The sequence below is a fragment of the Streptomyces sp. H39-S7 genome (assembly GCF_027158205.1).
GTDB lineage: Bacteria > Actinomycetota > Actinomycetes > Streptomycetales > Streptomycetaceae > Actinacidiphila.
Genome location: NZ_JAPVLU010000069.1, coordinates 20,675 through 32,471, shown reverse-complemented (window position 1 = coordinate 32,471; position 11,797 = coordinate 20,675). Strand labels below are relative to the sequence as shown.

The 11,797-nt window shown below is 72.0% G+C and carries 10 protein-coding genes; 7 read left to right on the top strand and 3 right to left on the bottom strand.

Features of this window, described 5'->3' with window-relative positions:
- Positions 1-1,640, bottom strand: a 1,640-nt coding sequence (locus tag O3X23_RS39205) for an FAD-dependent monooxygenase (protein WP_269278562.1), incomplete at its 3' end; no start/stop codon positions are given.
- Between the two features lie 211 nt (positions 1,641-1,851).
- Between O3X23_RS39205 and O3X23_RS39200 the strand changes: the two genes are divergently transcribed.
- On the top strand, positions 1,852-2,871 hold the full coding sequence (locus tag O3X23_RS39200) for a methyltransferase (protein ID WP_269278560.1): 1,020 nt from the start codon (positions 1,852-1,854) through the stop codon (positions 2,869-2,871).
- A 42-nt stretch (positions 2,872-2,913) separates the two neighbouring features.
- Here O3X23_RS39200 and O3X23_RS39195 read toward each other — a convergent pair whose 3' ends face one another.
- The gene (locus tag O3X23_RS39195) at positions 2,914-5,031 is read right to left on the bottom strand and encodes an MMPL family transporter (protein WP_269278557.1); all 2,118 of its coding nucleotides are present in this window, start codon (positions 5,029-5,031) and stop codon (positions 2,914-2,916) included.
- Between the two features lie 133 nt (positions 5,032-5,164).
- Here O3X23_RS39195 and O3X23_RS39190 point away from each other — a divergent pair, with 133 nt between their 5' ends.
- The gene (locus O3X23_RS39190) at positions 5,165-6,694 is read left to right on the top strand and encodes a right-handed parallel beta-helix repeat-containing protein (protein WP_269278554.1); all 1,530 of its coding nucleotides are present in this window, start codon (positions 5,165-5,167) and stop codon (positions 6,692-6,694) included.
- Positions 6,695-6,706: 12 nt separating this feature from the next.
- On the opposite strand, the gene O3X23_RS39185 is transcribed toward O3X23_RS39190, so the two are convergent.
- Positions 6,707-7,186, bottom strand: a complete 480-nt coding sequence (locus O3X23_RS39185) for a hypothetical protein (protein WP_269278551.1) — start codon at positions 7,184-7,186, stop codon at positions 6,707-6,709.
- A gap of 116 nt (positions 7,187-7,302) precedes the next feature.
- Between O3X23_RS39185 and O3X23_RS39180 the strand changes: the two genes are divergently transcribed.
- The 5 genes from O3X23_RS39180 to O3X23_RS39160 are packed head-to-tail and all read left to right on the top strand — an operon-like array spanning position 7,303 to position 11,797.
- Positions 7,303-7,683, top strand: a complete 381-nt coding sequence (locus tag O3X23_RS39180; protein ID WP_269278548.1) for a cupin domain-containing protein — start codon at positions 7,303-7,305, stop codon at positions 7,681-7,683.
- On the top strand, positions 7,673-9,016 hold the full coding sequence (locus tag O3X23_RS39175; RefSeq protein ID WP_269278546.1) for a class I tRNA ligase family protein: 1,344 nt from the start codon (positions 7,673-7,675) through the stop codon (positions 9,014-9,016). Before O3X23_RS39180 ends, O3X23_RS39175 begins: the two co-directional genes overlap by 11 nt.
- Entirely contained in the window at positions 9,013-10,083 is a 1,071-nt protein-coding gene (locus O3X23_RS39170) for an NAD(P)/FAD-dependent oxidoreductase (protein ID WP_269278543.1), read from the top strand. The genes O3X23_RS39175 and O3X23_RS39170 overlap by 4 nt, the downstream gene beginning before the upstream one ends.
- Entirely contained in the window at positions 10,080-11,465 is a 1,386-nt protein-coding gene (locus O3X23_RS39165) for an FAD-binding oxidoreductase (protein ID WP_269278540.1), read from the top strand. Before O3X23_RS39170 ends, O3X23_RS39165 begins: the two co-directional genes overlap by 4 nt.
- Positions 11,462-11,797 (top strand): hypothetical protein, encoded by a 336-nt coding sequence (locus O3X23_RS39160; protein WP_269278537.1) that lies wholly within the window; start codon positions 11,462-11,464, stop codon positions 11,795-11,797. Before O3X23_RS39165 ends, O3X23_RS39160 begins: the two co-directional genes overlap by 4 nt.

The following is an 11,797-nucleotide window of genomic DNA, read 5'->3' as shown; positions in this document are numbered from 1 at the left end:
CAGTGCGCTGCGGGCTGCGCGGCGACCGGGTCCAGGCCCGCCGCGCGGGCGAGGACCTCGCCGAGCACCCCGTCGGGGTCCTGCGCCGAGCCGTCCGACCGCCAGGTGACGAACGCGTCCGGCCGGACCAGTACGGCGCCGCCGGGCGGGATCCCGTAGACGCTGTGGAAGTCGCGGCCGTCGGGGTCGGCGGGCCGCAGCTCGCTCTCCGGACCGACCACATGAGCCTTCAGTGGCACTCCCAGGGCCGCCGCGGCGTTCTGCGCCGCCGTGGCCCAGGCCGCTCCCGCGGGGTCGGTGAGCAGGACGTAGGAGTCCCAGAAGAGGTCGATGGTGGAGAGGGTGGCACCGTCGCGCTCCACCCACAGGTGCGGCGCCCGGGTGCCGGGCTCACCGGTGAGTTCCAGGTGCGGGGTGAGGACGGGTCCGGGCTTCTCACTGCTGATCGCCGTGGACACGTACCGGTAGCCGAGGGTGATGATGATGTCGTCCACCATCGTCGCCCGGTCCTCGTCGGAGGCGTAGCCGTGCCGGATGCGGTTGCGGACCATCGCCTGCTCGGCCATGGCCGAGCCGACGGCGTGCCGCTCGTCGTGGTAGGTGTCGAGGAGGGTGTCCCCGGCCCAGCCCTTGATGACCGCGGCGAGTTTCCACGACAGGTTGTGGGCGTCGTGGATGCCGGTGTTGGCGCCGAACCCGCCGGCCGGCGGGTGCAGGTGCGCGGCGTCCCCGGCGAGGAAGACCCGGCCGGTGCGGAAGCGCTCGGCGACCAGCTGGGCGCCCTGCCACGGGACCTTCGCGACGATCTCCACGTCCATCGCGGGCCGCCCGGAAGCCGCCCGGACGATCTCGACGCAGCGTTCGTCGGTGAAGTCCTCGGGCTTCTCGCCCTGGTCGGGGTGGTAGATCGGGGCGGCCAGGAACGGGTTGCAGCCGTGCAGCCGGGACAGGCCCATCAGCGTCCCGTTGACGTTGGCGTAGCAGAGGATGAACGGGCGGTCCTTGAGCATGACCTCCAGTTCCGGCGCGGTGAAGTAGATGCTCAGGGCGTCGAAGACGGTGCCCCGGCCGGTGCGTTCCACGCCGAGCTGCTGCCGTACCGCGCTGTTGGCGCCGTCCCCGCCGACGAGGTAGCCGGCCCGGATGGTGAAGCGCCTGCCGGTGTCCAGTTCCTCGGCGACGGCGGTGACGCCCTCGTCGTCCTGGGTGAACTCCACCAGCCGGGTGCCGAAGCGGATGTCGGAGCCGAACTCCCGGGCCTTGTCGACCAGGACCTTCTCGTAGCGGTCCTGGCCGCAGCCCATCACCCGCTCGGGGCTGACGGTGGGGCCGTCCAGTGAGGGCGACTCCAGGACGACGGCCTTGTCGATCTCGGCGAAGGTGTCGACCTGGATGATGCCGCCCTCGAAGAACGGGTGCGAGTCGCCCATCTCCAGTGCCCGGATCTCCTCGCGGATACCGGCGGCGCGGAACAGCTCCAGAGTTCTGGCCTGCAGGCCAGGGGCGCGTGGCAGGGTCGAGGTGGCTGATCGCTTCTCGAGCAGCATCGTGCTGATCCCGTGGCGGCCGCTGAAAAGGGCGGTGGACAGGCCGACCGGCCCGGCTCCCACGATGAGAACAGGGATGTTCACGTCATACATGTGTATCCCCTCAGGAACACTGCCATGCGGACTGTCCGCGGCACAGGGTCAGGGGTACTGACCTGGGCTCGAGGATGCCTGGCATCCCGGTCGGGTCCGTGCCGCCGCCTGCGGTTCGAGGCCCCTTCGAGGACAGCTCCACGCGGGGCTGCGAAGTTCACGCGATGGCACCGGCGCCTGGGAGCCAGGCGTCCAGGAAGGAGTCCGCCCGATGACGACCAACCCCCCGGACGTCAGCACGGCCGCCGGGATCCTCCGGCTCGGCAACGCGTTCTGCGATGCCAAGGCCCTGCTCACCGCCGTGGAACTCGATCTGTTCACGCAGCTGCAGCAGGCGCCGGGCGGCAAGGCGACCGCCGACGAGATCAAGGAGCTGCTGTCCCTGCACGGCCGGGGACTGAGTGACTTCCTCGACCTGCTGGTGGCCCTGCAGGTACTGGAGCGCGCCGACGGCGCGTACCGCAACTCCTCCGGCACCGCCCGGCACCTGGTCCGCGGAGGGGACGCCTACATCGGCGGCTTCCTGCTGCGCTCCAGCCGCAACCTCTACCCGGCCTGGGGCCGGCTCGAAGAAGCGCTGCGGACCGGCAAGCAGCAGTCCGGCAGCGACTTCGAACAGGTCACCAAGAACCCGGCGATCCTGCGCCAGTTCGTCGGCAGCATGGACGCCTTCACCAACGTCCTGGGCTCCGAGCTCGTCAAGGCGTTCGACTGGTCCGGCTTCTCCTCGGTCCTGGACGTCGGCGGCGCGCGCGGCAACCTCTGCTCGCAGATCGTCCGGGCCCAGCCGCACCTGGCCGGGCACGTCTTCGACCTGCCGGAGATGGCACCTCTCGCCGCGGAGCTCGCCACCGAACTGGGACTGACCGGCAAGGTCGAGTTCCACGGCGGCAGCTTCTTCGACGACCCGCTGCCGCAGGCCGAAGTGGTGGTCCTGGGCCATGTGCTGCACGACTGGGACCCCACCCAGCGCAGTTACCTGGTCCACAAGGCCTACGACGCGGTCCTGCCCGGCGGCGCGCTGCTGGTGTACGACCGGATGCTCGACGACGAGCCGGAGCACGCCGAGAACCTGGTGATCAGCCTCGACATGCTGCTGGTGACCGACGGCGGTTCCGAGTACCCCGCCGCCGAGATCACCGGTTACGCGGAGCAGGCCGGCTTCACCGGCATCGAGGTCTCCCCGCTGAGCGACTACGACACCCTGATCGTCGCCCGCAAGCCCGGCTGACACCGCTGTACGTTGTCCACAAGGAGGGGCCGCGCGGGGGGCTCAGCCCGCGGGCTGCGGCTCCCGCTCGGTCTCCGCCCGCCCGGCGCGGTCGGTCGTGGCCGGGGTACCGAAGACGGCCTTCGACGGCCACCACGCGCGGTTGCCGAGTTCCAGCGTCAGGGCCGGCACCAGCAGCGACCGGACGACGATGGTGTCCAGCAGCACACCGAACGCGACGATGAACGCCTGCTCGGCCATGGCGACCATCGGCACGACCGCCAGCGCCGCGAACGTCGCCGCCAGCACCACGCCGGCCGAGGTGATGACGCCGCCGGTGCGCCGCAGCGCGAAGAGCGTGCCCTCGCGTGTGCCGTGCAGCAGCGCTTCCTCCCTGACCCGGTGCATCAGGAAGATGTTGTAGTCCACGCCGAACGCCACCAGGAAGACGAAGCCCATCAGCGGTACCGAGGGATCCGCGTTGGCGAAGTGGAAGACGTGGTTGAACACCAGGGCCGCCACACCCATGCTCGCCGCGTACGACAGCACGACGGTGGCGATCAGCAGCAGCGGGGCGACCAGCGACCGCAGCAGCAGGGCGAGGACGATCAGGATCGCGATCAGCACCAGCGGGACGACGACCTTGAAGTCGCGGACCCCGCCCACCCGGGTGTCGATCGAGGTGGCGGTGAAGCCGCCGACCTTGGAGTCGGAGCCGGGTACCGCGTGGACGACGTCACGCAGTCGCTTGACGGCATCGACAGCGGCCGGCGCGTCGGGGGTGGTGGCCAGCACGGCGTCGATCTCCGTGTAGCCGCCGACCTCCTTGGGCAGCCGGGTCACCGAGGTGATGCCGGGCACCCCGCGTGCCGCGGTTGCCACCTGCTCCGCGGCGGCGGCCTTGGTGATGATGGTCACCGGGACGCCCGAGCCGCCCGGGAAGTGGGCGTTGAGCGCCTGCTGGCCGTGGACCGAGTCGGGCTTCTTGGTGAAGTTCTCCGACACCGAGAGTCCGTCGGCCCGGAACTGGGTGGTGAAGGCGGCGGCCAGCACCAGCAGCAGGCCCGTGCTGATCCAGATGCCGCGCGGCCGGCGGCCGACGAGCCCGGCGACCTTGCCCCACAGCCCCTCGCCCGTGCGCTCGGCGGTGCCGAAGGCGGGACGGAACGGCCAGAACGCGCCGCGGCCCATCAGGGCGAGCGCGGCCGGGACGAAGGTGAGTGCCGCCAGCAGTGACGCGGTGATGCCGACCGCGGCGACCGGGCCCATGCTGCGGTTGCTGTTGAGGTTGCTGAACAGCAGGCACAGGGTGCCCAGGATGACGGTGCCGCCGGAGGCGAGCACCGGCTTGAGCACCGCCCGCCATGCGGTGGCCAGCGCGTCGTACTTGTTCTGGGTCCTGCGCAGTTCCTCCTGGTAGCGGCTGACGAGCAGCAGCGAGTAGTCCGTCGTCGCGCCGACGACGAGCACCGAGAGCACACCCTGGCTCTGTCCGGTGAGGGTGAGGCCGCCGTGCTGGGTCAGCCCGTAGACCACGGCGGCGGCCACCCCGGACGCGAAGGCGATGCCCAGCAGGACCAGGACGGGCAGCGTGGGACTGCGGTAGACGAGCAACAGGACGAGGATCACCAGCCCGACGGCCACCACCAGCAGTTGGCCGTCGATGCTGCTGAAGGCCCCGCCGAAGTCGGCGTACATGCCACCGAGGCCGGTGACGTGCCCGGTCAGTCCCTGGTGGCTGTCGGCCGTGGCGCGCAGTGCCTTCACCGCGTCCGTGACCGGGTCGATCTGGTTGACCAGCGGGACGGTGAACTGCAGCGCCCGTCCGTCCTTGGACAGCGTGACGGGGCTGATCTGCCCGCGGACACCCTCCAGCTTCGCCGCCGCGGCGGCGTCCGAGGCGACCGCCTGCTGATCGGCGGCGGTGATGCCGGACGCGCGTTCGTAGAGGACGACCGCGGGATAGGTCTTGTTGTCGGAGAACTGGGCCTGGAGCTTGTCGGCGTGCACGGACTCGGCCTTGGCGGGCAGGTAGGCCGCGCCGTCGTTGGTGACCACTTCGCCGAGCTTGCCCTGGAAAGATCCGGTCGCACCGCTCACCAGAAGCCATCCGAGGACCAGCAGCAGCGGCACCAGCCACCGCAGCCGGTGACCGGACGCCTCTGTGCGTCTACGGGTCATGGTGGGGCACCTCCGTACATCAACGGCAGTTCGTATCGAACCGGGGCGGCCATGGTCCCGGTACGGGCTTGAGCGCAGCTCGAGCAGCCACCGCAAGGATCCGGCCAGTCAGTGGCTCGAATGGGGGTTGGAAATGACCAGAATCAAGCCGGTGCGGACACTCACCGGCGCCTGTTTCACCGCGGTCCTTCTCTTCGCGATGGCGGCACCCGCGTCCGCGGGCACCACCGGGACCACGCGATATGTGGACTGCGCGGCCGGCAGCGACAGCGCTGCCGGAACCGGCACCACCACGGCCTGGCGCAGCATCGCCAAGGTCAACGCCACAGTGCTGCACCCCGGGGACACCGTTCGCTTCAAGGCCGGCACCAGTTGCGGGGGCACACTCACCCCGCGCGGCTCGGGAACGGCACAACATCCGGTCACGGTCAACACCTACGGATCGGGTTCGGCCGCCCGGATCGACGGCCAGGGCGCCACCGCGGCCGTCTTCCTGCACAACGTCGAGGGATATGTCCTGCGGCATCTCGACATCACGAACACCGGTCCCGCGCCCGCGGTGACTCAGCAGCGCGTCGGGGTCTACGTGCTGCTGGAGGATTACGGGACGGGCCGGCACTACACGCTCGACGATCTGACCGTGCACGACGTCAACGGCTGCGACTGCCGCGACAACGACACCAGCGGCGGCATCGTGTTCAGCGCGGGCGGCGCCTCGGTGCCGACCGGGTTCGACGGCGTCAAGGTGACGGGCAACCGCGTCACCCACGTCGACCGGGCCGGCATCGGCATCGCCTCGCACTGGCAGCGCCGGGCGACCAACCCGACCGGGCCGGGCACGCAGTTCGTGCCCATCACGCACGTCCTCATCGAGGACAACCGGATCAGCGACACCGGCGGCGACGGGATCATGGTCGTCAACGGCGTGGACCCCCTGATCCAGCGCAACACCGTCGCGGGGTACAACACCCGCTCCACCGACTACAACGTCGGCGCCTACGCGTGGAACTCCGACCGGGCGGTGTTCCAGTACAACGAGGTCTCCGGCGGCGTCAGCCCCGGGATGGCCTTCGACCTGGAAGGCGGCAGCACCGACACGCTCTACCAGTACAACTTCAGCCACGACAACGGAGCGGGCTTCCTGTTCATCTGCCCGTCGGGAATCAGCGCGAGCGGCGGCACCGTCCGCTACAACATCAGTCAGAACGACCGCGGCGACGGCTTCTTCGGGGTCATCACCAGCCCGTGCGGTGACGAGCCCGGCACGAAGATCTACAACAACACCGTCTACGCGCCGACCGCGGCGAACCTGATCCAGGTATACGGGACCTCGACGATGCAGCTGACCGACAACATCTTCGTCGGCAGCCCCGCCGGATCGGTGATCAGCGACGCGTCCAGCACCTACAGCCACAACGTGTACCAGAACGTGGCCGCCGGATCGCCGCTCGGCGCCCACCCGCTCACGGGCGATCCGCTGCTGACCGCCCCGGGCGCCGCGCACTCGCGCACCGACACCGCCGGCTACCGGCTGCGCACCGGCTCGCCGGCGCTGCACACCGGGACACCGATCGCCGGCAACGGCGGCCGGGACTACTTCGGCAACCCGGTCCCGTCCGGAACCCCGAACATCGGGGCGTACCAGGGCTGCGCCGTCGCGTAGCAGCCCGTCCGGTCAGTGGGGCCCGGAGACGGCCGAGGCCAGATAGGCCGGGAAGTCCGGCCGCTCCGGGGCCACCACATGGCGGACCCAGGCGTCCCGTTCGTGCGCCATCGCGGCCATCTCCCAGATGCACGCGGTGGCGTACGCGGGCGCCTCGACGGGCGTGGCCAGCGCGTCCCAGTCGGCCAGCCAGGTGCGGGTGTGCAGGATCAGCCGATTGCGGCTCCACCAGCCCACCACGACGTAGCAGGCGTCCTCGTCCTCGTGGACGACGCTGAACGCGTGCGAGGGGAGGGCCGGGTACGGATCCGGCAGCGACAGCCGCACGCTGCGCCGCGCGAACTCCAGGACGTCCGGCGCCGGCACCTCGCGGAACGACGAGACGGTGTACCGCTTGACGGTCCAGCCGTGCTCCGACTCCGGGGCCAGTGTGCTCAGGGCGCGCGGCCGGTACTCCACCGGGCGCTCGCCGACCTGCGTCTGAGGGGTCATGGCGGTAGATGGTGACACGCCGTGCGACGGCCGCCAACCTCCCCTTGAGGACCCTTCGAGCCCCGCGCGTCACGATGGCGCCGAGAGATCCATGCCCGCGCGTAGGGAGAACTCCTGTGCAGAAGTTCAGCATCGACGACTCGCCCCTCACGAGCGAGTACGGCATCCAGATCGGACGCTGGGAACAGTACGCGGCCGCCTCCGGACTGCCGTTCAGCGCCATGTGGTGCCAGGTCCCCGCCAACTCCCGGAGCGTTCTGGACAACCACCCCGAGGTCGAACTCGCCGTGGTCGTCGGCGGCGACGCCGTCTTCACGGTGAACGGCGAGGACACCGCCGCCCCCGCGGGCAGCGCGATCCTCCTCACGCCCGGCGACCGGCATGTGATCACGGCGGGCGACGAACCGGTCCGGATCCTCAGCATCTACTGGCTGCCGGGCGGGACCGCGCCCGCCGGGGCGGAGCCGCAGGAGGCGGAAGCGGCCGATGCCCACTGACCGCGCGCCCGGCACCACCGTCGTCCTGTCACCGCCGCCCACCCCGAACGGCCCGCTGCACCTGGGCCATCTCGCCGGCCCGTACCTGGCCGCCGACATCGCGGTGCGCGCCGCCCGCCGCCGCGGTGAGCGGGTGTTCGCGCTGTGCGGCCTCGACGACCATCAGAACTACGTCCTGGCCAAGGCCCGCCAGGAAGGCACCGGCGTCCGCGAACTGCGCGACCGCTACGCCGGGCTGATCCACGAGGTGTTCGACCGCGTCGGAGTCGGCCACGACGGATTCACCGAACCCCTGGACGACCCGGAGTACCGCTCGGCGGTCGCGGGGTTCCTCGGCGAGCTGGTGGCGGCCGGCACGCTGCCGGTGGAGGAGTGGCGGACCCCGGTCTGCGCCGACTGCCCCGGCATCGCCCACCACGCCTACGTCAGCGGGCGCTGCGCGCACTGCGACGGCCCGTCCGGCGGCGGCACCTGCGAGGGGTGCGGAAGCTACACGCCCGCCGCCGCCCTGGTCGATCCGCGCTGCACCCGCTGCGGAGAACCCGCGACCGGGACGCGGACGGTGACCGGGCCCGTCCTCCGCCTGGAGGAGTACCGGGGGGTGCTGCAGAGCGTCTGGTACCGGGCGGCACTGCCGCCCCGGGCACGGGAACTGGTCTGGCGGCTGCTCAGCGATCCGCTGCCGACCGTGCCGCTCAGCTACCCCACCGACTGGGGCATCGCGGCGGACGGCTTCCCCGGCCAGCGCGTCGACGTGTGGGCCGAGATGGGCCTGGGCTATCTGCACACCATCGGACGGCAACTGCAGCCGGACGCAACCGGACTCGCCGAGCACGTCAAGGCCTGGGACGGCGTCGACTCCGTGTGGACCTTCCTCGGCCTGGACAACGCCTTCTACTACCTGGCCCTGTTCCCCGCCCTGTTCGCCGCCGCCGGGGTGCCGCAGCGCGTGCACGGCGGGCTCGTCGTCAACGAGTTCTACCGGCTCGACGGGGCGAAGTTCTCCACCAGCCGCGGCCACGCCGTCTGGGCCCACGAACTGCTGCGGCAGGAGGACCCCCGCGCGGTGCGCGCGTTCCTCAGCTGGGACCGGCCCGCACCGCACGCCACGAACTTCACCTGGGAGCGGTACCGCGCGGCCACGGCCGGCTGGGACCTCGACCCCGGCACCGGGGGCCCCGACCCCGGCGAACTGGCCCGCGCCGAACAGGCCCTGGCCCTGGAGACCTTCGACAGCGCGCTCGCCGCCCGCTGCCTGCTCGGCGGCCCCGGCGGCCCGGCGGACGGCCTGCTCGACGTCCTGACCGGCGGCGGATCGGTGGCCCGGCCATGAGGATCTGTGTGGTCGGCGGCGGACTCGCCGGCATGCTGCTCGCCTGGCGGCTGGTGCGCCACCCGGGTCTGCGGGTCACCCTGGTCACCGGAGCACCCGGCACCCGCGACTCCACCGGGGTCTCCGGCGGCCTCGTCCGCGGTTTCGAGGCCGATCCCCGAGCCGCCGAGTCGGCCGCGCGCAGCCTGCAGGAACTGCGCGCCAGCGCGCTGCTGCGCGAATGGTCGGAGTACCGGGAGACCGGCTCGCTGTACATCCTGCACTCCGCTCCACCGCTGCGCCGGCTCATCGACGTGGACCGCAGCCTGCCCGGCTCCGTGCTGATCCTCGACCGCCGCGAGCTCGCCGCCCGCTACGGCTTCAGCGACCTGCCCGAGGACTCCGCGGCGGTGCTCGAACGGCACGCGGGGTACTTCTCTCCCGACGCGCTGCGGCGCGGCGCCCGCGCGGACTTCGTCGCGCGCGGCGGGCTGCTGGACGCCACCGACCTGCGCTCGCTCGACCGGCCGGAGGGCGGCGAGCTCGGCTACCGCACCGGCGCCGGCCGCGGCACGGCCGACCTGGTGGTGCTCGCCGCGGGCGGCTGGACGGGCCGGCTGCTGACCGGACTCGGCCTGCCCGCGCCCGACCTGCGCACCAAGGTCATCCAGTGCGCCCTGTACGCCACGTCGGGGGACCACCCGCCGCCCTTCGTCGACGAGACCAGCGGACTGTACGGGCGCCCGGCGGGACCCGACAGGATGCTGCTGGGACTCCCCACCGACCGCTGGGACACCGACCCCGGCCAGCGGGTCTTCCTCGACCGTGAGGAGCGCACCGTGCGGCAGACCGCCGCGCGGCGGCTGCCCGGCCTGGCACTCAACCCGCCGCACCACTTCATCGCCATGTCCGAGGCCTACGCCCCCGAGGGCCGGCTCGCCCTGCGCCCGGCCCTGCCCTACCCGAGCGGTCTGTTCACCTTCACCGGAGGCAGCGGCGGCGCCGCCAAGACCGCGCTCGCCGCCTCGTCCGCGGCGGCGGGCGAACTGCTGGCACCGATCCCGATCACCGAGGGGGAGCGTTCATGACCGACGCCGCGCGCAACGCCCTGGAGGCCGTCTGCCCGGACCGGGTGATCGCCCCCGGCCACCCGGCGTACGACCGGGTGCGGCTGCTGTTCAACGGGATGCACGACCACCGGCCCCGGCTGATCTGCCTGCCGGCCGACACCGCCGAGGTCCAGGGCGCCATCCGGGCCGCCCGCGACGCCGGCCTGCCGACCACGATCCGCGGCGGCGGCCACAACATCGCCGGCTCCGGCTCCCTCGACGGCGGCCTCGTCATCGACCTGCGGCTGCTGAACCGGACCGCGGTCGACCCCGTCGAACGCCTCGCCCGCACCGGCGGCGGCGCCACCTGGGCCGACTTCGACCTGGCGACCACCAGCTTCGGGCTGGCCAGCACCGGCGGCACCTTCGACGACACCGGCGTCGGCGGCCTCACCCTCGGCGGCGGCATCGGCCACCTCATGGGCCGGTACGGGCTGGCCTGCGACAACGTCGAGTCGTACGTCCTGGTCACCGCCGACGGCGAACGCCTGCACGTGAGCCCGCACACCGACCCGGAGCTGGACTGGGCGCTGCGCGGTGCCGGCCACAACTTCGGCGCCGTCACCGAGTTCACCTTCCGGCTGCATCCGGTCGAGCGGGTCTACGGCGGTTACGTCGCCTACCCCGGAACCGACCCCGCGGCGGCCGTCCGGCTCTTCCGCGACCTCATGCTGGAAGCACCCGACGACCTCACCTGCACGATGCTCCTGGAGCGCTACGGCCCCGCCCAGGGACCCGCGGCCGTGATGAGCGTCTGCTACGCGGGTGACGACGAGGAGTACCGCGCCACCCTCGACAAGACGCTGCGCAGAATCGATGTCCTGGACTGGCGGATCGAGCACCGCAGCTACGTCTCCATGCAACTGTGCCTGGGACGCCTGCCGTTCGGGCTGCGCCACTACTGGAGCGCCCGGCTGGTGGACGGCCTGCCCGACGAACTGGTGGACTCCGTCGCCGCGCGCTTCCAGGAGGCCAGGATCACCGACCCGTACAACGACACGGTGCTCCTGGAGCCTATCAACGGCGCCGTCCGCCGTACCGGTTCCGCCGGCAGCGCCGTCCCCTTCCGCGACGCGGCCTTCAACGTCACCGGCATGGCGATCTGGGACCCCGCGCACCCCGAGGCGGACGAGCGGCAGACCGCCTGGGCCAAGTCCGTGGCCGCCGCGGCGGAGCCGCACGGCCGCTGGGGCGACGGCTACATCAACTACGTCGGGGACAGCGGTGCCCCCGGCGCCGACCGGGCGCTGCGCACCTACGGACCCGAGGCGTACGGCCGGCTCGCGGCGCTGAAGCGGCGGCTGGACCCGGACAACTTCTTCCGCTCCAACTACAACGTCGCCCCTGGCACCGCACGGTGAGCTATGACGGGCGGGTCTTCCGCTCGCACGCGGCGGAGACCGCCGCCGGGGACTCCACGCCCACCGGTCACTACCATCAGAGCGGTGACCTGGTGTGGGCGGAGTTCTCCGGCGGCGCGGTGCGGGTGGGCCGGCTCGTCGGCACGGCCGGGCCGGACGGCGTCCTCACCGCGGCGTACAGCCAGGTGCTGGACGACGGCCAGGTGGTGTGCGGCACCTGCCGGAGCACCCCCGAGCCGCTGCCCGACGGGCGGGTGCGGCTGCGGGAGGAGTGGACGCGGACGGACGGATCCCGCGGGACCTCCTGGATCGAGGAGGTCCCGCGGGACTGA

Excerpts from the sequence above, each read along its gene's own strand:
- O3X23_RS39200 (WP_269278560.1), top strand. The coding sequence starts at position 1,852 with ATGACGACCAACCCCCCGGACGTCAGCACGGCCGCCGGGATCCTCCGG.
- O3X23_RS39195 (WP_269278557.1), bottom strand. The coding sequence starts at position 5,031 with ATGACCCGTAGACGCACAGAGGCGTCCGGTCACCGGCTGCGGTGGCTG.
- O3X23_RS39190 (WP_269278554.1), top strand. The coding sequence starts at position 5,165 with ATGACCAGAATCAAGCCGGTGCGGACACTCACCGGCGCCTGTTTCACC.
- O3X23_RS39185 (WP_269278551.1), bottom strand. The coding sequence starts at position 7,186 with ATGACCCCTCAGACGCAGGTCGGCGAGCGCCCGGTGGAGTACCGGCCG.
- O3X23_RS39175 (WP_269278546.1), top strand. The coding sequence starts at position 7,673 with ATGCCCACTGACCGCGCGCCCGGCACCACCGTCGTCCTGTCACCGCCG.
- O3X23_RS39170 (WP_269278543.1), top strand. The coding sequence starts at position 9,013 with ATGAGGATCTGTGTGGTCGGCGGCGGACTCGCCGGCATGCTGCTCGCC.
- O3X23_RS39165 (WP_269278540.1), top strand. The coding sequence starts at position 10,080 with ATGACCGACGCCGCGCGCAACGCCCTGGAGGCCGTCTGCCCGGACCGG.